General features: G+C 54.7%; 25 protein-coding genes and 1 tRNA gene. 6 read left to right on the top strand and 20 right to left on the bottom strand.

Annotation, left to right across the window (positions count from 1 at the left end):
- Positions 1–38 precede the first annotated feature (38 nt).
- The 12 genes from FJE54_RS10785 to FJE54_RS10730 all read right to left on the bottom strand — a co-directional run bounded on the left by FJE54_RS10785 (position 39) and on the right by FJE54_RS10730 (position 9124).
- The gene (locus tag FJE54_RS10785; protein WP_180326704.1) at positions 39–1274 is read right to left on the bottom strand and encodes a cell wall-binding repeat-containing protein; all 1236 of its coding nucleotides are present in this window, start codon (positions 1272–1274) and stop codon (positions 39–41) included.
- 75 nt (positions 1275–1349) lie between these two features.
- Positions 1350–1577, bottom strand: a complete 228-nt coding sequence (locus FJE54_RS10780; protein ID WP_139652782.1) for a hypothetical protein — start codon at positions 1575–1577, stop codon at positions 1350–1352.
- On the bottom strand, positions 1574–1999 hold the full coding sequence (locus tag FJE54_RS10775) for a hypothetical protein (protein WP_139652781.1): 426 nt from the start codon (positions 1997–1999) through the stop codon (positions 1574–1576). Before FJE54_RS10775 ends, FJE54_RS10780 begins: the two co-directional genes overlap by 4 nt.
- A 65-nt stretch (positions 2000–2064) precedes the next feature.
- Complete coding sequence (locus FJE54_RS10770) at positions 2065–2367, bottom strand: hypothetical protein (protein WP_139652780.1); 303 nt, start codon at positions 2365–2367, stop codon at positions 2065–2067.
- Between the two features lie 9 nt (positions 2368–2376).
- Positions 2377–3321, bottom strand: a complete 945-nt coding sequence (locus FJE54_RS10765) for a phage baseplate protein (protein ID WP_139652779.1) — start codon at positions 3319–3321, stop codon at positions 2377–2379.
- Positions 3322–3452: 131 nt separating this feature from the next.
- A complete protein-coding gene (locus tag FJE54_RS10760; protein ID WP_139652778.1) occupies positions 3453–4442 on the bottom strand; it encodes a Gp37-like protein in 990 nt (329 codons plus the stop codon).
- Complete coding sequence (locus FJE54_RS10755) at positions 4430–4864, bottom strand: hypothetical protein (RefSeq protein ID WP_139652777.1); 435 nt, start codon at positions 4862–4864, stop codon at positions 4430–4432. Before FJE54_RS10755 ends, FJE54_RS10760 begins: the two co-directional genes overlap by 13 nt.
- Before the next feature lie 389 nt (positions 4865–5253).
- Positions 5254–7062, bottom strand: a complete 1809-nt coding sequence (locus tag FJE54_RS10750; protein WP_139652776.1) for a phage tail protein — start codon at positions 7060–7062, stop codon at positions 5254–5256.
- Complete coding sequence (locus FJE54_RS10745) at positions 7043–7447, bottom strand: DUF5361 domain-containing protein (RefSeq protein WP_139652775.1); 405 nt, start codon at positions 7445–7447, stop codon at positions 7043–7045. Before FJE54_RS10745 ends, FJE54_RS10750 begins: the two co-directional genes overlap by 20 nt.
- Positions 7447–7836, bottom strand: a complete 390-nt coding sequence (locus FJE54_RS10740) for a hypothetical protein (RefSeq protein WP_139652774.1) — start codon at positions 7834–7836, stop codon at positions 7447–7449. Before FJE54_RS10740 ends, FJE54_RS10745 begins: the two co-directional genes overlap by 1 nt.
- A 4-nt stretch (positions 7837–7840) precedes the next feature.
- A complete protein-coding gene (locus FJE54_RS10735) occupies positions 7841–8413 on the bottom strand; it encodes a phage tail tube protein (RefSeq protein WP_139652773.1) in 573 nt (190 codons plus the stop codon).
- Between the two features lie 222 nt (positions 8414–8635).
- Positions 8636–9124 carry a hypothetical protein gene (locus FJE54_RS10730; protein WP_139652772.1) on the bottom strand — a complete coding sequence of 163 codons (489 nt, stop codon included), beginning with the start codon at positions 9122–9124 and terminating at the stop codon, positions 8636–8638.
- A gap of 297 nt (positions 9125–9421) precedes the next feature.
- Between FJE54_RS10730 and FJE54_RS10725 the strand changes: the two genes are divergently transcribed.
- The gene (locus FJE54_RS10725; RefSeq protein ID WP_139652771.1) at positions 9422–10078 is read left to right on the top strand and encodes a LexA family protein; all 657 of its coding nucleotides are present in this window, start codon (positions 9422–9424) and stop codon (positions 10076–10078) included.
- A gap of 67 nt (positions 10079–10145) precedes the next feature.
- Here the strand turns inward: FJE54_RS10725 and FJE54_RS10720 are convergent, their stop codons facing one another.
- Positions 10146–11303: a DUF3810 domain-containing protein gene (locus tag FJE54_RS10720; protein ID WP_139652770.1), complete on the bottom strand. Its 1158-nt coding sequence runs from the start codon at positions 11301–11303 to the stop codon at positions 10146–10148.
- A gap of 46 nt (positions 11304–11349) precedes the next feature.
- Positions 11350–12225, bottom strand: coding sequence for an aminoglycoside phosphotransferase family protein (locus FJE54_RS10715; RefSeq protein ID WP_139652769.1), 876 nt, complete (start codon positions 12223–12225; stop codon positions 11350–11352).
- A gap of 768 nt (positions 12226–12993) precedes the next feature.
- Here FJE54_RS10715 and FJE54_RS10710 point away from each other — a divergent pair.
- The 3 genes from FJE54_RS10710 (at position 12994) to FJE54_RS10700 (ending at position 16904) form a co-directional block, all read left to right on the top strand.
- Positions 12994–13359: a hypothetical protein gene (locus tag FJE54_RS10710; RefSeq protein ID WP_139652768.1), complete on the top strand. Its 366-nt coding sequence runs from the start codon at positions 12994–12996 to the stop codon at positions 13357–13359.
- 145 nt (positions 13360–13504) lie between these two features.
- Positions 13505–15283 carry an ATP-dependent nuclease gene (locus FJE54_RS10705; protein ID WP_180326703.1) on the top strand — a complete coding sequence of 593 codons (1779 nt, stop codon included), beginning with the start codon at positions 13505–13507 and terminating at the stop codon, positions 15281–15283.
- Positions 15276–16904 carry a UvrD-helicase domain-containing protein gene (locus FJE54_RS10700; protein ID WP_139652766.1) on the top strand — a complete coding sequence of 543 codons (1629 nt, stop codon included), beginning with the start codon at positions 15276–15278 and terminating at the stop codon, positions 16902–16904. The genes FJE54_RS10705 and FJE54_RS10700 overlap by 8 nt, the downstream gene beginning before the upstream one ends.
- A gap of 727 nt (positions 16905–17631) precedes the next feature.
- On the opposite strand, the gene FJE54_RS10695 is transcribed toward FJE54_RS10700, so the two are convergent.
- From FJE54_RS10695 to murI, 5 genes are all read right to left on the bottom strand, one after another.
- A tRNA-Pro gene (locus FJE54_RS10695) sits at positions 17632–17708 on the bottom strand.
- 193 nt (positions 17709–17901) lie between these two features.
- Positions 17902–18225 carry a type II toxin-antitoxin system RelE/ParE family toxin gene (locus tag FJE54_RS10690; RefSeq protein ID WP_139652765.1) on the bottom strand — a complete coding sequence of 108 codons (324 nt, stop codon included), beginning with the start codon at positions 18223–18225 and terminating at the stop codon, positions 17902–17904.
- Positions 18215–18514: a type II toxin-antitoxin system Phd/YefM family antitoxin gene (locus FJE54_RS10685; RefSeq protein WP_218971920.1), complete on the bottom strand. Its 300-nt coding sequence runs from the start codon at positions 18512–18514 to the stop codon at positions 18215–18217. The genes FJE54_RS10690 and FJE54_RS10685 overlap by 11 nt, the downstream gene beginning before the upstream one ends.
- A 585-nt stretch (positions 18515–19099) precedes the next feature.
- Positions 19100–19699, bottom strand: a complete 600-nt coding sequence (gene rdgB, locus FJE54_RS10680; RefSeq protein ID WP_139652764.1) for an RdgB/HAM1 family non-canonical purine NTP pyrophosphatase — start codon at positions 19697–19699, stop codon at positions 19100–19102.
- A gap of 15 nt (positions 19700–19714) precedes the next feature.
- Entirely contained in the window at positions 19715–20668 is a 954-nt protein-coding gene (gene murI, locus FJE54_RS10675) for a glutamate racemase (RefSeq protein WP_139652763.1), read from the bottom strand.
- Positions 20669–20866: 198 nt separating this feature from the next.
- On the opposite strand from murI, the gene FJE54_RS10670 reads away from it, so the two are divergent.
- Together FJE54_RS10670 and ybaK are read left to right on the top strand one after the other, a co-directional pair.
- Complete coding sequence (locus FJE54_RS10670) at positions 20867–21505, top strand: flavodoxin family protein (protein WP_139652762.1); 639 nt, start codon at positions 20867–20869, stop codon at positions 21503–21505.
- Positions 21506–21516: 11 nt separating this feature from the next.
- Entirely contained in the window at positions 21517–22005 is a 489-nt protein-coding gene (gene ybaK / locus FJE54_RS10665; protein WP_139652761.1) for a Cys-tRNA(Pro) deacylase, read from the top strand.
- A 27-nt stretch (positions 22006–22032) separates the two neighbouring features.
- Here ybaK and FJE54_RS10660 read toward each other — a convergent pair whose 3' ends face one another.
- The gene (locus FJE54_RS10660) at positions 22033–23682 is read right to left on the bottom strand and encodes a L,D-transpeptidase family protein (protein WP_139652760.1); all 1650 of its coding nucleotides are present in this window, start codon (positions 23680–23682) and stop codon (positions 22033–22035) included.
- Between the last annotated feature and the right edge of the window lie 120 nt (positions 23683–23802).

The raw sequence follows: 23802 nt of genomic DNA, 5'->3' as shown, positions 1-23802 counted from the left end.
AACGCCATCGAGGCGCTCTCTCTTTACCGCTTCGCACCTCATCGAAGAAGGCCAGCGGCTTTGCTGAGCTCGCATCGGCGGCCATGCGGAATAGCATTCTCATCGCCTATCCAGTAGATTGTCTCAATTTCAGCCCGGTGTCGCTCAAGTGCATGGACGCTTGCCTGGCCCTCGGCAAATAAAAGTGCGTTGTCCCCCACCCATTGGGATGCGGACAACCCGTCTGCGTAGCCGGAACCCGTTACGATAACAGGATGCTTCCAGGTTTTCGCGAACCGCTCAGCAACAGCAACCGCGGTCTCCCCGCGGTCGACTCCCGCAATACGTTCGGTTTCGCCTTCGAACTTGGGCACGGTGTTGCCGATGGCGACAGCGCGTTCGAATCGGGATATAAGCGAACGAAAGTTTCGGTGATCTTCGTATAGAACGATCGGTATGCCAAGGTTGTACGAAGCCCAAGCGCACGCGACGCCGTCGGGATAGTCATTCCCCGGTACCACGAAGCAGGTATCGCCGATGTCGAGCCCCTTTACCTTTTCCCAAAAATCGAGGCAATACCGATTCGTGCCGTAGCGGTTGTCGCTGCCGAGGCACAGTCCGCCCGTGCCATCCGAGAGATAAAAGTCGTCGCCGCCGTACAGGATATTCGCGTCGAGCCTGCCTGCCACCCACATACCCGTGAGCAAATCGGGCCAGTTATCTCCCGATGTCCGCATAAGTCGGCCGGTCCATCCTTTCTTGTCCGCTATCGCCCGCGCGGTCTCTGTGCGGCTCGCGCCCGCAATCTCCTCGCCGGGGCCGCTCCATCCCGCCGAGCCGCGCAGGATGGCGTTCGCCTTGGCGACGAGGTAGTTGTAGTCGAGCGTGGCAGGGCAGCTCGTCGCGCTGTACCACTTATGGAGTCCGACATTTTGACCCAGCACGAGCTCGGACCACCCATACCTTTTCGCTATGTCGGCCATGAGCTCCGCGCTGCGGTCGAGCGTCTTTGAGCTCGGGGGGTTGGCGGTTGTTCCCACGTGCTCGATGCTGATGGTCTCGCGGTTGCCGACCCAGTTGCCCACGGCCCACGCGGTATCGGACTCGGACACGTACTGGTGTATCGAACTCTCGTCCACGCAGTAGTGCGTCGAAGCCTCGCGGGGTCCCGCGAACGTTGCGTCCACTCCCGCCATCGTCGTGCACTCGGCGATGTGCGGCACGATCTGCTTCACGCGGTAGCCGCCGCGCCCGGGATTGTATTTGGTGCAGCCGATCCACTTGATGTCAGGCATCGCAAATGCCTTCCGAAAAGGACTCGGATCCCGCTTCATCGATCAATTGCCCTGTTGCAGCCTCCCTCGCATTCCTCACGATAGCTCCGCCTCCCCCCTATTGCCTATGGCCTTCTGAAGCGGAGACAGGACAGCCATGACCGCTGGAACGACGATAACCGCAATCGCTCCGTCTCCTGTCCCACAATACGTCATTGCGCTCACCGCCACGCCGATAAGGCCCTGCACCACTGTTCGTTCGAAACGCGCTGCAGCACAATCATCGGCGCACCATGCTACGAATCTTTCAGTGATCTTTCTCATTCGGTTCCTCCGATCTTGCATCCAACGACAATGTCGTGTATTTCGTCGACCTGATCAGCCATAGCTCCCACCGTCATGCCCATTTCGCGCGAGCGGCATTTGCTTTCATCGAGGCTCGCGTTCATCATGGCCATTTGGGCGGTCATAGCGTTTATGGTAGCCGTTGAGCGTTCCTGCGCATCAACCTGCCGCACCGCTATTGCCGAACGCTCGTGTTCGCGGTCGTCGAACCGTCGAGCCTCTTCAGCTTTGCGCGTCTCGCGCTCTACTTCGATCTCGATCCGCTTGAGCTTGGTCGCCTTGTAGATCGGCAGACCTTTTGCTGTAACCCATGCTGCGATGGCGAGCGCTCCGAGGGCGATTACCCATTCGGGCCCCGCTTGAGCGAGAGAGCCCGCCACCGCATCGAGTACTTTTTCCACGGCATCACCCCACCAAAAAGAAGAGAAGACCCGTAGGACTTCTCATTATGCGAACAGCTCTTGGCTTAGTCTTGGACCCTCTCAACAAGGTCATCGGCAGAATATGGTCGATAGCGATAGATTTCGATCTCTTCATCATATGCATCACGAGCTTCAATAGCTGGCACATCAACAATCCATTCAACATCCCGTCCGCCGTTTTCGTACTCGGCTAGCACCCTGCCCTCATGACCAACTTCCTCCACAGCCGCAACAGCCTCATGGTGAACTACAATCGTTTCTATTTCAGTGATACCTATTTCTGGATCAGGATTCTTTATTCTATTTCCTTCGGCATCATACACACCATGCCATTCGTAATTTGTCATACCTTCCCCCTACGATGTTCTACGCCATGCATATACGCTTTGATATGCCGGCATATTGTTATGCGCAGCGTTACCGCCCGTGTTTTGCGGATGAACCCCAATACCGTAGTCCATCTTGCTCCAAGAAACACAGCTAAGAGAAGCAAGTCCGCTGTTTTGCTGCACTACCATGTGATAATCAGTGTAGTTGTGCGTATGGCTAGGCATCTCGTTCACTGTAAGCGTATGCGTATTAGAGCCCCCGGCAGCAGTCGATGAGTTGGCGTACAAAAACCGTCCAGTTATCGAAGTCCACGAGCCTCCGAAGAGCGAAGCTGGACTTGTCGCTATGTGCGAAATGTAATACGATCCGATAGGATACGAGTCAAGTTTGGTTAGTTTTGCCGCTTCTAAATCTGTAATTCGCTTCAGTAATGAATCATCCAGTTTTGCTGCAGTTATTGCACCGTCTTCAATATCCACTTGGCTATGAATATGCCCGACATATCGTGCGGTTCGCTTCATGCATGGCACAGGAACTCCAACCTCCAGTCCCGATATCGATACGCTAAACAGCGGGAAGTCTGCCGCAACATCTCCTGCAAGCAAGTCTCCCTCGATCGTCGGCGGATATACCGCCTCCCCCTCGACAGGCGTACCTACGATGGCAGAGATCGGTGCATCTTCTATGCCGTTCTGATCTTTTGCGTAACGCACGCAGATAAGATCCTTACGATTGCGCCCCACTATGCCGCTCTGGATCGCGACATCCTCCGATCCCTTAACACGAACATGTCTGCCTTGCACAAGCAGATCACCTTCGGATATGCGTATTGTGTTGGAGTCGATGACCGTCGCTTCGCATCCGTGCAGGATGTATTCATCGGGGCCATAGGTATATGCTTGATAGGCACCGAAATCTTCTGCTCCCACATGGTCGGTTGCCCCTTTGCCGGTAACTAATTCTACTGACATACTTCTTATCTCCTTTCTCTCACTATCTTTGTGCAGCAAACCACACCTCTTCAAAAACAACGAGGTCGGTTATCCAGTCAACTGCGACCGAAACTCAACTTCACCGTCAGAATGAGTCTTGGCAGCGTAGACTATTTCCTCTGAGAAGCTGCACTAACTGGTACGACTTCTCCGATTTCGTTGGTAAGCTCGATTTGGCCGTCTTCGGAAATCTTGACTACGGTTTTCGTAACGACAGACGTAACGGTTACGCCGGTTTTCTCGGAAACCACACCGACAATATCCCCCACATCGAACACCGCGTCTTTCGGCAAGGAAAGCTCGCAGGTACCTGTGTTCTGCAGTTCCCGAAGTTTTCTTTCGCCTTCTTCACGTAATTCGTCGGCAAGTACGTTGCTCTCGAGAACGCATTGCCGCTCGTCGAGGCCGTAGAAAACCTGGGTCTCGCCGATATTTCCTGCGGCATCAGCGTATAGGTGGATCATCGCACGATCGATACCCTCGCCCGAACCAAGGCAAATGAGATGGTTGGCGGGAGTAGCCCACGCGAGCTCGTATCCGTATCCGTCAAGGTCGTTCTCGTCGATATACGCGTTGACGGGCACAGCGCAAAGCGTTGGTTTGCTTCCCGATTCCTTTGTTATACGCAGTTTCCCTCCTGCCGCAGCCAGCATTTTGCGCAATCCCGCATACACGGCTTCCATAGAGCGAAGGGAGTATGCAACACGCACGCCGCTTTCCTCTTCTGAAACGTCGAACACATCACCCAATCCGACGAAGGCAATCACCGTGCGCAGCGCTTCGTTCGCTTCTCCCGACACTACCAGATCCTCAGTGGAGCACACGTACGTCGAAGCAAGCTTGCCATGCCATGTTTCACCCGTGACGACAAAGACGGTCTCGCCGTCGAGCGTCGATTCCCTGCCGCCTCGCACGATGCCGCCCCATTCGGTGCCTTCGATGTAAACCCTCGATTTCTCTTCAAGAAACACGCCTTCGGGCACAGTAAGCTCGAAATCGTTCTCATCGCTTCCGTAAGCAAGATCGAGCTGATATGCGCAGAGAATGCCCAAGTCCGTACCGTCCGCGTCGGTGTAGGTGAGGTCGATCATCGTCCCCACCCACTTTCGCTCCCCCGTTCGAACACGATGACCTCGAACGCGAACGAGCCGTCCCAGGTGACGGATTGATGTCCGGGATCCACTTTCTGGAACACATACGATCCGCTGCCCTCGCGTTGGTTCCCGCACCGTTTCGAAAACACGTTTTCCGTACGGCCGTACGCATCCTCGACATTGATGGTTTTGACTGTACCGTCGATGACGAGCCTACCTCCCTCCTTTACTTCCGCATTGACCTCGTAACGATTGCCCCCAATAATGACAACCGGGGATTTCGCAGGTCCGTATACGGTCAGTCTGATGGGCGCCGGCTCAAACCCTGGATTTTCGACAAACCTGCTCCCAGTCCCTGACAACGCGAAACCGAAAGGGAAATCGAACGGAAAATTCAAGCCGCCCGACGTATCTCCCTTAGAGAACAAAGAAGCATGCTCGCGAATCCAGACAGGCTCGGTAGCCAGAAAAGACAAAGTACACCGAGCAGTTTCGTCGCTGTACCACCAGAGAGCCTTAGACGACGATTGAAGCATGCACTCAACGTACCATGCGCCATCGTAGAGCCGCCCTGTCCTCCCGGCAACCGGATCCGCATCAAGAACCGTCCGGAGCTTCTCCTTCGCCGCATTGCATTTGGCAGAATGCATCGCAAAGTTGACGACTACCGGGATGGCGACCTCGGCTCTCTTCGCCGAAGCGATTCGACCGTTGAGCAAGGTTACGTTCCACGAATAATCGCGTAACCCATCTCTATGGGTATAGATTCCCGGTGCATCGAAATCAAATTCGGCACCGAGATGGTTCACGTATCTCATCAGAGAGAATTCACCACCCTTCTAAAATCGCGTCTTCCCAACGATGGGGCGTTTGCCGCAATTATGCTTCCCAAAGAACCATGGAGCTGACGAACCGTATAGATGAGTTCGTCTAGTTTCGCACCGTCCGTCGAAGACGGCTCCAATCTCCCAAGCTCGAAATTTCGCTGCAATGTCGCATGCCGCATGGGACCATCGAACGGCTCGAACATGCCGTCGGCTTCAGCGGCCAAGGAATGAACTGCTCCCGATACTGCGTGCTTTGCAGATGCGGCAACATCAGCGCCGACTTCGTCCATCGCGCGGATGACCGAAGGTGCCGAGGCGGAGATGCCTTCGGCAAGCCCGTCTCCTATATAGCCGCCCATTTTCGCCATGACTTTCGAGGGACTTGCGATGCCGAAAAACGATTTAACCGCCCCAAGCGCATCGTCGCACAGTGTTCGAACCGCATTGATCACCCAATCACCCGCAGCTTTAATACCGTTGATAAAACCTTGGATAAAGTTATTTCCTGCGTTGTACAGAAACGTTCCGATATCCCCAAGCGCTGAAAGTGCTTGATCGGGCAATCCTCCTACGAAATCGACAGCTGTAGAGATTCCCGTTTCAACAGCAGCACAGATGCCATCCCATGCACCTTGCAAAAATGTACCGATAGCCGTCCACGCGCCATCCCAGATTCCCTGGATAAAATCGAGAGCAGTGCCGATAGCGCCTTGCAGTATCCCGATCGCAATGCCGACAACGCTTTGGATGCCGGTCCATATCGTATCGACGAGCGCGAGGATTCCTTCCCACACACCTTGCCAGTCACCAGCCATAGCCGCCGATACAATGCTCATGATCGACTGGATGATTCCCATAGCCGTTTCGATGATGGCCTGAATAAGGGGCCACACCGTTTGTACGACAGCCATGATGGCGGTCATGACCGTCGTTATGATCATCTGGATCATCGGCATATTCGTCTGAATCATGGTCAGGATTGTCGTAATGACAGGAACAATGGCAGCGAGTATCTGCGAGGCAACCAACACGACGAGCTCGATTATCTCTACGATAATGGGAACGAGCTCTGCCACAAGCATAGTTACCACAGGCGCTAGCGCGGCGACCAGTTGCAAGATAACGATGCATATTTGTCCGATGACCGGAAGCAGCAGCTCTATCATACCGGCCAACAACGGCAACACCGCCGTTGCGAGATCCGCAACGGCCTGCCCCACGATCCCGAGAATCGGAGCGAGGCTTTCTCCTATAACGCCCACAAGCCCCATGACCGTTTCCCTGAACCCGTCGTTCGTTGTCATAAGATAGGCGAATCCTGCGGCTAAAGCTGCAATAATCGCTATCACGATTGCCAAGGGGGACGTTAATGCGGTTAAGACGGATTTCAATCCCTTGAATCCTCCCTCGGCTCCTTTAGATGAATTCGTCAGATTTACAATGAGGATTTCTACATTGGAAAGGTCGATCCGAACCGGTGTCAGCATGCTCTTGAGCGCGCTGAGTGCGCGAAGGACGTTTGCGATGACTCCCGTAGCCGACGAAAGCGCATCGAGGTTAATCCCACCACCTTGCATGCTCTTCTGGATCGACTCGGTAGCCGGACCGACTTGCTGAGCAAACGCAGGGGCAAGGGATAGGCGCGAAAGGGAACTTTGCACGCCACGAACGAGCGAGCTTCCAAGGGCTTCGCCTGACTTCGAAAGATCGATCGAGGCTAACTGCGCCTCGATTTGCTTCTGGATGTCGCCGAGCGACGGCACAACCGTCAGGTATGCGCTACCTATATCCGTTGCCATATCCCACCTCCTTTCTTGGTTTCATAAGCTCCACCGCATATTCCTCCGCATCCAGACCGATCGTTTCGCGAGAAGGAGAACCGCTTCCAGGACGCGGAAGCGGTTTCGGTCTGTTGCGGTTTTTCTGGGCGTCTTTAGAGTTCGCCCATACCATCATGTGTAGGGAATCGACAGCCTCGGCAAGCAGGTATTCGTTCATATCCCATTCGTAGCGCGCGTCGATCGCCCTGAACGTTCTTGATTTTGACGGCAGCATAGCGATGAGATCGGCGGCATGCCGCATCGAATAGTCGATGCCCATGCGCTCGATGTTCAACCCGTAGTACTGCTGCATATCGGCCCGCACGTGTACCGGATACTCATCCAGCATCCGCGCGAGCAGCATCAGTTTTTTGCGTTCAGCTCTTCCATGATCGCCGTAAAGAACTCGACCGCCTTGGAGGTGCGCAGACGATAATCGCTCCCTTTCAGCTCGTCGAATATGCGCTGCCAATCATCGCGAAACAAGCGCTTCATGAGATCGGGAAGCACCGTCGGATCGCCTTTGCGGGTTATGTCGCCAAGCCATCCGAGAACCTCGAAATCGTCCATTGCGTCCTCGGAAATCGCGACGTCAACCCCCATGACCCGCAGATCAACCAAAGCACCTTCGCCACTATATGCTTCGATCTTCTCGATACGATCCGCCTTGGTGCTGCATTCCGAAATATCGATTCCGCGCAGATGCGCAAGGCTTTCAAGCTGCGCGTTCGTCATCGTCTTCAAATCGCTCATCGTTTTATTCCTGACCGGTCAAAGCGGCAATGTGGCGGTAAGACGTGTTGCCAGCGGCATCGGGGAGGCATTGGATGGTTGTTTCGTATCCGAGCGGCTCACCATCGACGAACACGATGTCCCCAACCTCGACGACTTTTCCACGCGGAGCGACTGTTCGCATAACCTTGTCGTCCGCAAGCAGCGTTTCCACTACGTACACGTACTCCGCACGCTCGTTTCCGTTGCCGGCGATGGCGATAGTCCCCGATTCTGAAACGGTCACATTGTCCTCGCCGTACACTTGCTCGAACACCTCTTGGCGCTGTTCGATGAAGGTCATGACGAGCTTTTCGGAGCGACTCGTCCGAGGCGTTGCCACCACATCGCCGCCCCAAGCCTTAATGTCTTCGCCTTCGGTTTCCACGGTGTTCGTCACACCGTCTTCGGATACGTAGCCGAGGCACTTAAATGCCTGATCGAGCGCTGTTGAGGCATCAGATGGAACGGCTGTCCCAATCGGAGCCGCAAACACCGCTCCCCCTGCTTTCGGTTTACCGACGCTTACGTTTTCAGCGTTGTTCGTTGCAGTTGCCATAGTTTCCTCCTAAAGAAAAAACCCGCTTGCGCGGGCTTGTCGTGTAATGGTTCTACGTTGTTTTCTCGTACTCTTGACAGGGCATTGCGCCGATCGATGCGTTTTAGGGCGGCATGCAATCCTCCTTTATGCTCGAGGCTCTGCGCAGTGCGGCCCCGAGATGCCAGGGCAAGAAAAAAGGCCGCCCGAGGGACGGCCATACTGCGCTATCTACACTATAGCTCAGGTTTCACTGGGTTTTACTGGGTTGCTGAGGCGGCGGTCGCGCAGCTTGAATTCAGCCGGCATATACGGATAGAGTTCGGTCATGGCCGTTCGATGCAGTTCGTACATATAGTCCTCGCTGATAAAGATACGGCGGTATATATCCTTGAACCTCATCCCCTCGAAATACCGAAGGTACAAAACCTCGTATCCTTTCGAACCCGCAATATGGGAAAGCACTGCGCGCGCCTTCTCCCGCTCCTCCACATACCCGATCAATTCGGTATCCATGCTGTCGCATAATTCGTACAGCTTGATGAAACCTTGCTCGAGAGCGTCTCCCGCCATGGTGCGCCGCACCGATTCTCCGCCTTCGATTCCGTTCAGCGCGAGACGGCTTTGCTGTTTTTCGATTTCGCACTCGAGATACTGAATGCGGCGTTCGTTGGCGAGTACACTGCGCAAATACGCCTGCACGGCAGCGTATCGAGGCGACTTTTTCGGCATATGGTTCTGCCCCCTTTGATTTCTTATCGGACTTTCTTGTTTCATTTGTTATGCAGTATAGTTAATTTATTTAACATATCTGGACGAGCATTGTTATTGTTTCTGCTCATGCGTGTCCCATGAATTCTTGTATTTGCATTGCTAGAACCCTTCTAATCGTTGCAGTTCACGTTTTTGGTCGGTCTTTTTTAATTCCTTTTCTGAAGCATGCTCGTCTGCATATGTTAACTAGGCTAACATTGCTATGTCAATATAATTATCATAAAATGATAAAACACCTGACGTAAGGATGTTCAAATGTCTATTGCATCGAACATACGGGAGCTTCGAACCTCGCGCGATTGGACGCAGGAGCAGCTTGCGGAAAAAATCGGCGTTACGCGCTCGACGGTGACCCAATGGGAGACCGGATGGTCTCAACCGAGAATGGGAGCGATCGAAAAACTTGCGGCGGCTTTCGAGATAACCGCTGCCGATATTGTAGCCGAGAAAAGTCAGAGAATCGCACCACGTGGCGCAAGCCCTGTCGAAGGAATGGACGGTGGCTACGTGCCTTTGCGCGGGCGCGTTCATGCCGGGCCTTTCTCGTACCCTGAAAACCTTGAGGCACGCGAGGAGCTTGTGTTGGTACCCCAGTTTCTCATTGACGACGATCCGGATGTCTACGCATGCGAGGTTGAAGGCGATTGCATGAACAAGGTGTATCCCGAAAAAAACTGCGTGATAGTCGTCTCGCCCAACAAGGAGCCCCTAAACGGCTCGATCGCCGTCGTCTCCATCGACGGATGCGATGCCGTCGTGCGGCGTATGTACCGCACCCGCAACACGCTTGTTCTCAGCCCGGAAAGCTATAACGACGAGCACAAGGACATCGTCATAACCGACGATGACGAGCATACGGTCGAACTGTGCGGCAAGGTGGTATGGTACCAAGCGAGCAGCGAACTTGCATGAGCGCCGCTCATCACTAAGCAACGCTCCCTATGCGCAAAGATGGTATACCGGTCGCCGAAGCCGTCGATCACCTGCGTTCGTCGGCTGCCCTTTGCTCGGCTAGCAGCAAATCGACCATCCTGCCGTAGCTTTGAACCCCATCCGACTGCTTGTTGGCTTTGAGGTACATGTCGTTCGCGTTACGTGAAACGTCGGTGAGCACTCCCTCGTGCTCGTTCCAGAACCGTATACGCTGCTCCATATCGCGTTGCACCGCCGCAGACAATCCGGACCGTATGCGCGATGCGGCCTCCGGATCGGCTTTGCCCAAGGCGGACAGAGAGTGGTCGAACGCCAAGAGCAGCCCGCTGTAGCGCATAAGGGCATCCTCTGATTGCATGCACGCCAGATAGGAAATGAAATTCGCCTCGTCCTCCCGCATGAACCCGCACTGATGGGCAAGCTCGTGTGCCATGGTCGAAGGAACGGTGAAGAAGGGCATCTGGGTATTGATATTGGACTCCATCGTGAACGGAAAGAACACCCCACCTATACCCGCATCCGACATCAACTCCGAAAACAAGACCGGCTTAGGCGCAGAGTAGAGAGGTCTTTCAAGCACGGGATAGCGTTCGGCGAGCGCTTGGATCGTCGTTACCGAATGCTGCGCGTAGAAGGCGAACTCCCCTGGTTCGGGTGAGCGCAGATCGACGTCATCCCCTATCTCCTCCCTCGTCTTCCCCATATCGTCGGCAAGGGTCGCACACAGCCGCTCGAGGTCTTCTGTGCTCGATTCCTCTATGGCATATCCCGAATGATACGTGAACGTGTGCCGATAGTAATTCAGCCCGCATAGACCGGTAAAAGAGAAGTAGACGACGCATGCTATCGCAACTGCCCCCATCGCCCCGCGGTATATCGTCATACCACGTCCGCCTTTGTTCGGCATCGGCGCGCCGCCGTCTACGGAACCATCCGCGCCATATGGTTTTGCCGCAATGATCTTTTGAAGGTAATACACGATGTATCCAAGGCAGAACAAGATGAATAGCACCACGAACCACTCGGCAACCGAAAACCCCACGAGCGAGGGAAGAAATCCCACTGCAGACGAAAGCGCCGGGTACACCGATCGGCTGTACATCTGTTCCGTCCAATCGGGATGCCCCTGCGCATAGAGCGTCACGAGGTACGCGGCGATTCCGAGGGGAATGAACGCCATTCGTTTGAGGAGGTATTTCTTCATGCCGTCTTTCGCATTCATACAGGTTCGCGGGCATCCATCAAAGCTATCAACGCAAGAGCCATTCTTTTATTCGCTTTACGCATTCATCGCGTTCGGCAGCGCTCCTGTTTTTAATGAGATAGGGCACGTTAAGAACATCGATCATCTTCGCTGTGGCCTCCGCCGCCTCAAGGCTCAAGATTTCGCCGCCGCCGTACGCTTCCATCATAGCGGTCCGCACCACCCGATCGTCCATCCCCCTGAAATCTTGCGACCTATCGTAGAGCCCTGCATCGCCGAAATCGATGACGCCTACCTGGTTTTCATCGTCTACCAAGACGTTGTTGCAATCGAGATCCCCGTGGCTGAAAACAAGATCGCTTCCTCCCCCCATGCAGCGCACGACGTCATCAGCGAAAAAATCGTCGATGCGACTCAGCTCCGATTCGCTGAAAAAGGTTTCGAGCAAACCCCTGTCGGCCCTATACATCTCTGAGTATTCGACAATTTGCTCCTCGAGGGTTTGAGATCGAGCTTCACCGTAATCCGTTATGCTGTGGAGCTGCTTCAAGAATTGGCCTATCTGCGTACCGATGGCTCTCTTTTCCTGATCAGGTAAGGTACGGATGGCGTCTTTGAGCGGCTTACCCTCTACGCCGTAAAAGCCAAAGTACTCGTTGTCATGCGCCGTCCAAGCCAGAACAGGGGTACCGACGTTGAAACGGTGCTTTTTCAACACTTCGAGCACGGCTACCTCTTGCGCGCATTCGCTCCTGAACTCTGGGGTCCGCGGGAATTTGAAAACGATTTTCCCTTTGTCGACGAGATAGACGCGGCTCGTCCACCCAATTTCGCTCACCTCGATGCGGCTCTCGTCAGAGACTCCGGATAACCGTTTGACGATCTCGATCTCTTTTTCTCTCTGTACGGAATTCTCCATCATCGGACGATCATCGCATTCTGCGCCATCAAGAAGCTCACCTACAGTTCTGCAATCAAGTTACCCGACCTAAAGCGTTGCATCAACACAGTATAGACTAGCGTTCTTTTCTGGAAGCAGAAAACGAGTGTCAAGGAAGAAATGCATGGTACGGGTATTTTCCCGATCAAACACCAACTGAATGCCTACACTGCAGTCTTCGCATGGTCTTTGAGATATGCATTTTTTTAATGCACGCTTTCGTCAAGCAAAACAGTCCCATGGAATAGAATCGGTGCCCAGAAGCATTTAAGGAGTGCCATCTGATGATGGCACTCCTTAAATGGTCGGGACGACAGGATTCGAACCTGCGACATCCTGCTCCCAGCAGCACATAAATAATCACATTTCGAAGAAGCGCTATAACACTTGATGAGAGCCTATATGCATAGCAGTTGCACCGATTCATTCGATTTGCTTGTAAGCAGCCTTTCCTGATCGACTCAGCTCGCACCTGCGTAAATAGCTTTTCTAAGATGACATATGAGCCATTTTGGGTTAAAGAGATGCTTCGCGATTCCGGTTACGAGTTTCGCAATCAGTTTAACGATTATCAAAACATATGCAAAATCCCGGCGCATCTTTTGCATCCTTGGCGGTGTTAATCTTTAGCTGTTCAAAACGCTTGACATGCGTTTTATCAGGATTTATAACGAATACGGTCGATATGTTCCGATTTTCGAGAGAAAGCGGTCACTTGTATCGAATGCTTCTGATCGAAAGGGCTTCGAGATGCTAAGCATCGCCTCTATATTCCTGAACGAAGGCATAATTAAAGGATTAGCCTGCCTATTCATTTTCTGTATAACGAAGATCGTCTACAAGTTTGAATACCCAGATTATAGCCTCAAAGAACTGATCGGCGAGGCGTTTTCGCAATGCGCCATCATGTACCAGGCTTTGACAGCTGGACACCCTAGTTGCATATGGAGAAAAATCTCTTCCGTAGCGTTGATTATCGTCGTCACTCCAGTAGCCTTCATTTTCTGGTTCGTCTGCGAGCCTAATCGCGTGTTCCCGGTTTTCTTGATCCCAATTACGCCTGTCATCGTCGAGCAACTTTACCAACAGAATTTCGCAACTCTGCTTGGCGCTTAAAACAAAAGGCGAGGCGCTATGCTGATAGCGATAGACGCGGCATGATCATGGCAAGAGCGAAGATCCCTTCCAGTTTCCGCTTGATGATAAAATGAGGAAAACACTGCGTTTCTACCTTAATCCGCAGTTCAAGATCGGAGGGGTCATGAGGATTGAGAGCGTGCGCATCAAAGGATTCAGGAACTTCGACGACGAGACGGTCTGCTTCGCTCGACAAACGCTCGTTATCGGTGCCAACGACGTTGGGAAAACCAATCTCATCTACGCTTTGCGGATTCTCTTCGACAAAAGTCTCAGCGCCCGCGATCTGGAGCTGCTCGACAGCGACTACAACGTTTATACAAGAGCGGAGAAGATAGAGATCACCGCCAAGCTGAAGGACGTGCACGAGGATTGCCTTGTGAGCGAGTTTGGTGGTGGTGTCGACGATGACGGTACGCTTCTCGTGAGGTACCGCAATAGCAAAACGGGAGAATACGAGATTTACACCGGATTCAACGAAGAGAACATGCGAGCACTTCCCGGGCGCACCTACCTGAAGTCTTTGAACTTGGAATACGTGAAGAGCAACAGGGATCTTGGAGCCTTCCTTCGTAGAGAGAAAACTAAAATCCTCAGCCGCGCAAAAGAAAACCTGGAAGAGGCTCAGGCTCGAAGCGATGATGAAGATACGATGAAGATACAGGGGCTTCTTAACGGGATAAACGAAACGGTGGGAGAGCTCAACTTCGTCAAAGAATCCCTAACCACGGTCAACAAGGAGCTTTCGGATCTGTCCATACAGAACAGCAATCAAACGGTGTCCTTCGTCGCAGGCAGCAAAGACGCGAGCACGCTCCTCGACAACCTCGTCCTCTCCTACACCGCCGAAAGCCTCCCCATCGCCCTCGGCGGCGACGGACGAAACAACCAGGTGTTCTTAGCGACATGGATCGCGCAGCAGAACATCTCAAGAAGTATAGACAAAGTGACCATGTTCGCCGTAGAAGAGCCCGAAGCCCATCTCCACCCACATCAGCAGAGAAAAATGTCCGACTACCTTCGCAATAAGTTCAAGGAACAAGTATTCGTCACGACGCATTCGCCTCACATCGCCTCTGCGTTCACCCCGAAAGAGATAGCCCGACTCTACGAAAAGAATGGAAGGTGCACGGCTTCGGCCGGGGGATGCAGCGACACCACAAAGGTAGCGTTCGACGATTTCGGCTATAGGATCAACGCGATCTCATCCGAAGCGTATTTCTCGAACGGGATACTCCTTGTGGAAGGGATATCGGAGAAGCTTCTCTACACAGCACTCTCAGAATCGATAGGCATCGACCTCGATCGACTTAATGCCACGGTACTGTCCGTCGACGGCGTCGGATTCAAGCCGTACGCGAAGATATGCAAAGCTTTGGAGATTCCGTACGCCATACGAACCGACAACGATATATTCGTGAAAACTGAGGGCGGCAAAAAGAAGAGTTACTATGCAGGCCTCACTCGCCTCATGGGGATTTACGCCGACTTTAAGCAAGGCGAGTCTCCCTTGCTCGATCTGTATGTCCATGATTACCTCAAGTGTCTGACTTGGGATTCCAGTCTTGATCGGGTGCCAGATGATGTTCGAAATTGTGCAAACACCCTAACATCCGGGCTCGCAGAGATCGGCTTCTTCGTCGCAGGATCAGATCTCGAGGGAGACCTGGCAGACAGTTCTTTGGTGGAGACGCTCGAAGATTATTACAAAACAAGCGATCAAGAGGACTTAGTTAAAGTAATGCAGGCGAAAAAGGCGGAGAACATGTACAAGTTCCTTGCTGAGAACCAAGAATCGATCAAGTCCCTTAAGGGAAGCAGCATCGTGGAACCACTCGAGTTCGTCAGGGACGCGGTCATTGGATCCGTCCCGTGCGCCGTAGAGGTTGCATTCAATGAGTGAGATGGGAGGGGGAGCCTACACGGCTACGCTCGAACAAGCGGAGGCCATCGCATACGACGGGAACCTCGTCATCACGGCTCGTCCTGGCAGCGGGAAGACGTTTGTAATGGTCGAGAAGATTACCGCTGCAACCCGAAACCTGCGTCCGTTCCAAGGAATAATCGCTATATCGTTCACGAACAAGGCCAGCAACGAACTCAAAGAACGGTGCGCTCGGAAGGGTGTCGCAGGCAGCCGCTCATTCTTTGGTACCATAGACAGGTTCTTTATCTCGGAGATCATCGTGAAGTTCGGAGGACATCTCATCCGCATGCCGACCGATTTCGAGATCTGCAAGCTTTGCGACCATCCGGAATACGGCGAACTGTCTTCCGCGAAACGGCCTTTAACCGTCGAGTCGGAAGAACTCCTGTTCAACGCGTTGCGTGACGGTCTAATCTTTCTAGAAGTCGTCGGCGAAACCGCCCTGCGCATCCTTAAGCGTTCGCAGGCGTGCCGACGTTACATCAAAGCTAGGTACACCCAAGTTTTCATCGACGAGTACCAGGACTGCGGCGAATCCCAACACGGTTTTTTCACCGAACTTGTCGCGATTGGTCTAGTCGGAACCGCTGTCGGAGATCTCGACCAGGCCATATACGGTTTCGCTGGTAAAAAGTCGAGATTCCTGAGGGAGCTTGCGACCGGCGACTCATTCCAACACATGTCGATCACGCAGAACTTTCGTTGCCACAAGTCAATCTCCGACTACTCTTTGAAACTACTCGGGATAGGTGTCAGGGGAGTTCCTCCGGAAGACAAAAGGGTCGTTGAAGCCCGAGTGCCCGGCGGCGAGGAACAGATCGCTCGGGCGATCTGCGCAAGACTTCCAGGGATAATGGAGAGGAACGGTGTCGAACATCTAGGGAGAGTAGCGATTCTTGCTCGAACGAACAGAACGCTTGCCAAGGTGGCACAGAGCGTCGATGTTCCGTATCGTATCGCCACCAGCACCGCACTTGAAGATCACGGCAGCAGCCAAGCCAAGATGCTGGACGATATGCTCACAAGCTATTTCGCTGAAAATGGTGCCCTCACGAGTTTCGTGCGACGCTACTTCTCGGAAGAAGAAGACGATCGTCAATACAGGAAGGCTCTTTCGATCACCTGCGACTTATTCGACACGCCTACAGGCATGCTGCGGGGCGAAATCGATAAGATGATCGAACTCGCCAGCATGGCGTGCTATAACGAAAGACCCATTGGCTTGGCCGCCGTGCTCTTCTGCGAGCTGGGCGATCCCGAGCGGTTGGCAAACGACTATTCCCCTTTGGGAGAGGGCGAAGTCAACCTTATGACGCTTCATAAGGCAAAAGGACTGGAGTTCGACATTGTGTTCCACTTAGAGGCCTACGAGAGCATCATGCCGATGTTCAGACCGCAGGGACCTGATCCGGCAGAAACTCAGCAAGCGCTCAATCTCCACTACGTTGGCATCACGCGGGCTATCAAGGAATGCTACCTCGTACTCGGAACAACGAGAACGAATAGCTCCGGTCGCGTGAAGACCGCGCTACCTTCTCCATTTCTGTCGAAGAACGGCCTTGACTTATGTAGGCGCCACGAGGATTGGATCGGATAGTGCAATCGGCAATAAGCGACGTAGCCGAAGATGACCCGACCATCGAACGGCCGTCCCGTTTTCTTGGAGCCCTCCACAAATTAAAGGAGGTCGCACCGGTAGGCCTTTAGCGTCTCGTCGCTCAGCGTCCTAGCCCACCTGCAGTAGTCGAGGTAGTCGTTCGCGCTTTCCTTTCCATCAGTTTATTCGTCGCATCTCACTTTCATCGAACCGTCGTGAAAGCGATTTTGGCATGGAGACGAGGTTGGACGGGTCTCACAGCGCATTCGTTCCAAATGAGCCTGATTTTACTCGCCAAATCGATCACTGAACCGTAAGAAAAAATCGAGGCGGAACTGCTCATCGCAACTCCGCCTCGTAAAACGTCCGAAACGCTTTTTTGTCCACTTCCATTATTGCATATCGGAACAACAAATCAGCCGATTTCTTCACAAGATCGAGCGAAGGTCGATGTTCATTTGATTGGTAGCATGACCCCGAATGCACGCCCGCTTTGATTCGAACCTCAAGGGAAGAAAGCATGCGTCTCCTTGTCGGAGCCGTATGACTTTCGGCTGAGACGAAGTTGCGGATCCGTTATTATCCTCTCAACTTCGTGTACGCGATCACCATGAATCATGTCAAAACCTTGGAGAGGATTTGACAACAAGAGAAGCAAGTGCGATTGAATGGTGTAGAAGAAATGACGGGATTAAAGAACGGGCGCATCGCCCCAATAGGTATCTTGTGGTCGGGGCGGCCGGATTCGAACCGACGACTTTCTGCTCCCAAAGCAGACGCGCTACCAAGCTGCGCCACGCCCCGACTCAAAGCAACAGCGGCTATTATAGCAGAAGCGTCCCGTTCGCCACATGCCAGGTTTAAAAGCTAGCCTTAACCGGTGTCCTTAGCGTATGCAATCCCTTCGTATACTTCGACCTGGTACTCCTCGATCCTCGCCAACTCCCGCCCTCTTGCTTCTTTTGGTCAAGACACGCACTCTGAGGCATTATGTTCGCTATTCAAACTCCCGCGACATGACAAGCCGAGCGTAATCCTGCGTTTGATGGAACACGTGGGCGACCACCACGCGATCGTCTCGGAAGGCGTACAAGACGATGTACTTGTTCACGAAAAAGGGTCTGTAGCCCAACGAGGCAAGCTCCGGCATGCGGGACAGTGCATGTAGGAGCGGGTTGTCGCACACGATATCGAGCTGTCGGTCGAACTCGTCGACGAACCCGCGAGCTGCCTGAGGACTCCTCTTCACTTCGAGCAGGTACTCGACGATGCCCCGGTAGTCGCCTTGAGCGCCCCGAAGGATAACGTACTCATAGGCCATATTCGCCACGGATCCTGCTCGTGAACTCCTTGCCGTCGACGAAATCGCCGGAGGCGTACTCGGCTTCGGCCTGAGAAATCCTCGACAGCAACCGAGCGTGAGCCAATTCGACTTGCATCGACTCGTAGTCTTCGCTGCGCATCACGACGAACGCATCGTAGCCGTTCCTCGTCACCGTGATGGGGGTTGAAGACTCCTCCACCAGTGTCGTGAACGCTGCCGTGTTCTTCATATCCCGGATAGGCACGCACCTTGGTGCGCGATGTGGCTTTTCCTGAAGCTGGGGCATTTCAAACTCCCTTCGTTTCGTGGCCTAATTATACCACGCAAGCTTAAAAGGAAATACCGGCGCATGGGTTCGATCTCGAAACGTTGACGTATCTTTCGAGCGATACGGGAGGAGCGACCTTGGGCAGATCCACGCCTCGCCTACGCCTCCATGGCTAGAGAGGCGGTGACTGTAGAGCGTCTGGTTTGTATATGCGACATGGAAATAGGCTTGACCGATACGTAGCGATTTCGTGAACCGATCGACCGCAGAGACGGCTGGCGGCAAAGAAGGACCCCTCTGCGACGCGTGCCAATTTCAGGTTGATTCTCGCTGCTGATTCTGTGTACACGAAATCTATATAAACGATTGCAAAAAGTTTTATATACTGCGATGCGATCGCAAATACAGCCATTTTGGATGATAAATCTGAGCCAATTCCGAGGCTTTGTGCGCAATAAACTAAGCTCGGCAAGATCTTGAACAGGCGTTATTAGCCCGAATATCGGAGAGCGCCAACCTGCGACGCTTTCCTCCCAAAGCAGGCGCGCTACCAAACTGCGCCACGTCCCGACGCCGAAACAGCCTGACGATTATAGCAGAAGATCAGAGCTTGTCGGTCAGTTTCGCTTTAAGTTCACGCAGTGCGTTGCCGCGGTGCGAGATCGCGTTCTTCTCAGCCTGACTCACCTGAGCGAGCGTGCGGGCTCCGTCGAACTGGTCGGGATAGAACAGCGGGTCGTATCCGAATCCCTCACTGCCCTGCGGCGCATAGCCGATCTTCCCCTCGATCGTACCGTAGGCAACAGTTTCTGTTCCATCGTCATCAACGAACACGAGCGTGCTCACGAACCGACCGGTGCGTTTTTCGTCGGGAACGCCCTCAAGCGCGGCAAGGAGCTTCTCGTTGTTCTCATCATCGCTCGCATGCGCGCCCGCATACCGTGCCGAATGCACGCCGGGAGCTCCGTCGAGCGCATCGACCTCGATACCCGAATCGTCAGCAAGCGCAGCGCATCCCGCTGCTTCATAGGCGGCGCGAGCCTTAATACGCGCATTGCCTTCGAACGTATCGGCGTCCTCATCCGGATCGGACACCACCCCGAGATCGGAAAGCGTATAGAATTCCCATCCCCCGAAATCGAGTGCCGTTTTGATCTCTTCAACCTTGTGGGCGTTGTTGCTCGCTATAACGACCTTTTTCATGCTGACCCTCTCATCTCAAAACCGCACCGAGCGGGCCGATCCGAGCGGTATCCGCAGCACTCGGCTTCCGAACCGCTCGAACTCCCCCACGTCGTCGCCTGTTGTATAAAATTCGTAGTGCGCCTCATGATCGTCCTCGGCGCGTTTTCCTCGCCGCGTGAGGATTTCGGCAACGTCCTTCGCCACCTCTTTCGCCGACGAGATTAGCAGCACGTCGCGGCCCACCACTCCGCCGATAAGCGCCTTCAAGAGGGGGAAGTGGGTGCAGCCGAGCACGAGCGTATCGATATCGCAGCGTCTGAGCGGCTCGAGATACTCCTGCGCTATTTCCTGGAACGCCGGACGGATGTACACGTTCGAAGCAAGCGACGTGAAATCCTCGATCGGACCGTCCGCCATGCGAATGCCCTGTTCGGCTATTTCGACAAACCGCGGCGTGGGCACCGAAAACACCGTGATGCCCGCGTCGAGGTTGCGAATAGCATCCGCATACGCTCCCGATTCGATGGTTCCTTTGGTGGCGATGACGCCGACATGGCGGTTCTTGGTCGCATGCACCGCCGCGCGTGCACCCGGCTCGACAACGCCGATAACCGGCACCTCGAAGGTCTGCTGCGCATGGGACAAGCCCGCAGCCGTTGCCGTGTTGCAGGCGATGACGATGATCTTCACGCCGCGTTCGACAAGCCATGCACCGATTTCCTGCACGAAACCGTCGACCTCGTCAAGCGAGCGGGGACCGTAGGGGCAGCGGGCCGTGTCGCCCAGATACACGATGCTTTCGTTCGGCAGCGCCTTGATGATCTCGCGCGTGACGGTGAGGCCCCCGTAACCAGAATCGAAGACGCCGATGGGAGCGTTGTCGTATTCGCCGCCCGGTCGACAGTACCCGTTCCCGAACGTCGTGAACGCGGGAATGTAGGCGGTGCGCGAAGACGAAGAAAGCTTCTGTTGATCGAAATTGCTCATGGTTGCCCAGTATAGCGCAGGATATGAGATTGGCACAAAACCGTCGCATCGGCCATAGTATCTGCTAATCTAGGAGAAACGCATACGTGCCTGGATGTTCGGTCCGAAAGCGTTGCAGCAAAGCAGAGGGAGATCCCGCCTCGCTGCCGGGGCGACCGAGCACTGCGGCATCCGCATCGAGAAAGACGAGGAATGCATATGAAAGTACTGCTCATAAACGGAAGCCCCAACGAGGAGCGCAGCACCTACACGGCGCTTGCCGAAGCCGCGCACGCGCTCGAAGCCGAGGGCGTCGAGACGGAAATCGCCTGGATCGGACGGGAGCCCGTACGCGGCTGCATCGCATGCGGCGGCTGCAGCAAGCTCGGCATCAATCGCTGTATCTTCGACGACGACGTGGTCAACCGGCTGCTCGAAAAAGCGGAGCGCGCCGACGGGTACCTTGTCGGGACGCCCGTATACTACGCAGGGGCGAACGGAGCGCTTCTCGCCATTCTCGACCGCATGTTCTTTGCGGGAAGCCAGGTCATGCAGTTCAAACCCGCTGCGGGAATCGCTTCCGCCCGCCGCGCGGGAACTACGCCCGCGATTGATCAGATCAACAAGTACTTTCAATTCAACAAGATGCCGGTTGTATCGAGCACGTACTGGCCCATGGTGCATGGTCAAAGCGCCGAGCAGGTTCGGCAAGACGAAGAGGGCTTGCAGACCATGCGCATGCTCGGCAAGAACCTCGCATGGATGCTGCGCCTGATCGACCGGGACATGGCAGAGGGCGGCAGCCACCCCGCCATGGAGCGCAAAATCGCAACCAACTTCATCCGCCCGACCGCATAGCGCCCAGCGCCATGGCGAAGCAGCACGCCGAAAAAACGAATGCGATGCGCGTACTCGATGCAGCACGTATCGAGTACGGCTCGCGCACGTTCGAATGCGCCGAAGCCCTGAGCGGCACCGAGGTAGCCGACCTGCTCGGCCTTGAGCGCGACCGCGTGTTCAAGACGCTGGTAACCATCGGGCACTCGAACGAGCACTACGTGTTCATGATTCCCGTTGCCGAGGAGCTCGACCTCAAGAAGGCGGCTTTGGCAGTCGGTGAGAAATCGATTGCGATGATCAAGGCGAAGGAGCTTCTTCCCCTCACCGGGTACGTCCACGGCGGGTGCTCGCCCATCGGCATGAAAAAGCCGTTTGCGACCGTCGTGGACGAAACAGCCATCCTGTTCGAGACGATCATGTTCTCGGGCGGCCGCATCGGGGCCCAGATCGAACTCTCGCTCGATGACCTCGCACGCGTTGTCGAACTCACGACAGCCGATCTGACCGTCCGGCGGTAACAACCTTTGGGCTCGGTCCGAACGCTCCTACCAGTGTACGACGACCACATCGCCGATGCCGAGGATGCCGTAGAGCGACTGCGCCTTGTCGCTCGGCAGGTTCACGCACCCGTGGCTGCCGTATCCGTCGCGGTACATCGTGCCGCCGAAGCCGGGTTGCCACCACGCATCATGCAAACCGATGACGTTGCCCACAAACGGCATCCAGTACTGGACGACCGTCTTCTTCGGCTCGGGCTTGCCCTCGTAGGTATTGAGCGTCGTCGGGCTCGCTTTCGTGGTTATGTAGTATACGCCGGTAGGCGTTGCCTTCTGCGCGTTGGGCACACCGGTGATGGTAGGGCTCTCCCAGATGACGGCTCCGCTCTCGTCGAAGAAGCGCACGTACTGTTCGGACAGATCGACATCGACGTATCTACCCCAATCGCGCTGCCCCGCGCCGGTGAACATCGCCGCGCTCTGGATGACAGGCGCGTCGACGGCTCCCGTCTGTCCGTTTGCAATGCTTTCCTTGAGAAGTGCCACGAGAGCGGCCTGATCGACCGACCACCCGTACGTACCGCCCGCAACCGATACCTGCTTACCGTCCTCGCGCGTGTACGCGCGCTCCGAGCCGACCGTATTGCACCCTGCAACGAACTCTTCGATCCACGCGTTCATAAGTCCTTCATCGAGCGCAGGAACATGATTTTCATCAAATCCGATCCACGACGAAATAAGCTCAGGCCCGACGTGCGCCGCCTCAGACGATCCCATCATGAGCGTAAAGTCTGCAGTAAGCAGTCCGTTTGCAGCATCGCATGCAACGGCCAAGCCTGGATCGTCTGCAAGCACAGGGGGTTTGAGCAGCTCTTCGGCGGAAATGGTCGCCTCGGGCGCAAGCACCTCGAGCGCCGCGCCCACCGTGTCGGCAACGGCGCCGACGTCGAGCGCCGTGCCGAGCTCTTCGGGGGCAACCCGGTACGCCCCCCTCCCTGTATCGAACACGACCTTCGCGTCTTGCGGTTCGGTCGCGCTTTCGTTGAAGGCCTCGACTTGATCGCGAACTGTAGCTTCGAGAACGGCAGCATCGTAGCTTGCAGCAAGCGCATCCGACGCATCATGCTGTTTTCGAAGTTCGAGCGGCCATATCCACACGTTTCGTTGCTCGAGCGCTTTCGAGAGTATCGCCTCTTGGTCGAGGGTGAGGCCCGCATCGTTTGCGGCAATCGTAAACTTCAAGCCCTGTCCTGCGACCTCAAGGCGATACTCTTCGAGCCCAGCCTGCAGAACCTCGCGTGCTTCCGCAGAGGTTTTGAGTGAAACATCGAAGGACCCCATCGCGGTGTTGGGGAAAAAGCGATCCATGAAAAAGAAGCACCCGGCTGCGTACGCAACAACCACAAGTCCGACAACCGCTCCGAGCGCGATGCCGAAACCTCGCAGAACCGGATGTTTGCGTTTCGGTTTTGACGAATCGGCTTCAGGGGCCGCGATCGCACCTGCTTCCGGTTCAGGATGCGCGAAAGCAGGCGGCTCGAACTCGGATGCAGCTGTTGCTTGCGAAGCGAGGGCGGGTGCGAGTGCAGGCTTTTCTCCCGGCTCCAGAGACGCATCGTCTACCTGAGCACGGGATGGGGCTCCAGCGGCATGCCTCCCCTTCGCCGCTTTGAGCTTCGCCTTCTTGTTCTTATCCATAAGACCTTACTTGTCCGTTATATCAAATACCATCGATATTGTAGCAGTCCTGCCACCATATACGGAAGCACAACGCCGCGCTGCAATGAAACGTTTACCGATAACACGGTGAAAGGATAG

It is taken from the genome of Raoultibacter phocaeensis (assembly GCF_901411515.1).
Taxonomy (GTDB): Bacteria; Actinomycetota; Coriobacteriia; order Coriobacteriales; family Eggerthellaceae; genus Raoultibacter; species Raoultibacter phocaeensis.
Note: the sequence above shows the minus strand (reverse complement) of the source record. Positions and strands in the feature narration are given on the sequence as shown.

Excerpts from the sequence above, each read along its gene's own strand:
- FJE54_RS10785 (WP_180326704.1), bottom strand. The coding sequence starts at position 1,274 with ATGCCTGACATCAAGTGGATCGGCTGCACCAAATACAATCCCGGGCGC.
- FJE54_RS10780 (WP_139652782.1), bottom strand. The coding sequence starts at position 1,577 with ATGAGAAAGATCACTGAAAGATTCGTAGCATGGTGCGCCGATGATTGT.
- FJE54_RS10770 (WP_139652780.1), bottom strand. The coding sequence starts at position 2,367 with ATGACAAATTACGAATGGCATGGTGTGTATGATGCCGAAGGAAATAGA.
- FJE54_RS10765 (WP_139652779.1), bottom strand. The coding sequence starts at position 3,321 with ATGTCAGTAGAATTAGTTACCGGCAAAGGGGCAACCGACCATGTGGGA.
- FJE54_RS10750 (WP_139652776.1), bottom strand. The coding sequence starts at position 7,062 with ATGGCAACGGATATAGGTAGCGCATACCTGACGGTTGTGCCGTCGCTC.
- FJE54_RS10745 (WP_139652775.1), bottom strand. The coding sequence starts at position 7,447 with ATGCTGCTCGCGCGGATGCTGGATGAGTATCCGGTACACGTGCGGGCC.
- FJE54_RS10740 (WP_139652774.1), bottom strand. The coding sequence starts at position 7,836 with ATGAGCGATTTGAAGACGATGACGAACGCGCAGCTTGAAAGCCTTGCG.
- FJE54_RS10735 (WP_139652773.1), bottom strand. The coding sequence starts at position 8,413 with ATGGCAACTGCAACGAACAACGCTGAAAACGTAAGCGTCGGTAAACCG.
- FJE54_RS10730 (WP_139652772.1), bottom strand. The coding sequence starts at position 9,124 with ATGCCGAAAAAGTCGCCTCGATACGCTGCCGTGCAGGCGTATTTGCGC.
- FJE54_RS10725 (WP_139652771.1), top strand. The coding sequence starts at position 9,422 with ATGTCTATTGCATCGAACATACGGGAGCTTCGAACCTCGCGCGATTGG.
- FJE54_RS10720 (WP_139652770.1), bottom strand. The coding sequence starts at position 11,303 with ATGAAGAAATACCTCCTCAAACGAATGGCGTTCATTCCCCTCGGAATC.
- FJE54_RS10715 (WP_139652769.1), bottom strand. The coding sequence starts at position 12,225 with ATGATGGAGAATTCCGTACAGAGAGAAAAAGAGATCGAGATCGTCAAA.
- FJE54_RS10710 (WP_139652768.1), top strand. The coding sequence starts at position 12,994 with ATGCTAAGCATCGCCTCTATATTCCTGAACGAAGGCATAATTAAAGGA.
- FJE54_RS10705 (WP_180326703.1), top strand. The coding sequence starts at position 13,505 with ATGAGGATTGAGAGCGTGCGCATCAAAGGATTCAGGAACTTCGACGAC.
- FJE54_RS10700 (WP_139652766.1), top strand. The coding sequence starts at position 15,276 with ATGAGTGAGATGGGAGGGGGAGCCTACACGGCTACGCTCGAACAAGCG.
- FJE54_RS10690 (WP_139652765.1), bottom strand. The coding sequence starts at position 18,225 with ATGGCCTATGAGTACGTTATCCTTCGGGGCGCTCAAGGCGACTACCGG.
- FJE54_RS10685 (WP_218971920.1), bottom strand. The coding sequence starts at position 18,514 with ATGCCCCAGCTTCAGGAAAAGCCACATCGCGCACCAAGGTGCGTGCCT.
- rdgB (WP_139652764.1), bottom strand. The coding sequence starts at position 19,699 with ATGAAAAAGGTCGTTATAGCGAGCAACAACGCCCACAAGGTTGAAGAG.
- murI (WP_139652763.1), bottom strand. The coding sequence starts at position 20,668 with ATGAGCAATTTCGATCAACAGAAGCTTTCTTCGTCTTCGCGCACCGCC.
- FJE54_RS10670 (WP_139652762.1), top strand. The coding sequence starts at position 20,867 with ATGAAAGTACTGCTCATAAACGGAAGCCCCAACGAGGAGCGCAGCACC.
- ybaK (WP_139652761.1), top strand. The coding sequence starts at position 21,517 with ATGGCGAAGCAGCACGCCGAAAAAACGAATGCGATGCGCGTACTCGAT.
- FJE54_RS10660 (WP_139652760.1), bottom strand. The coding sequence starts at position 23,682 with ATGGATAAGAACAAGAAGGCGAAGCTCAAAGCGGCGAAGGGGAGGCAT.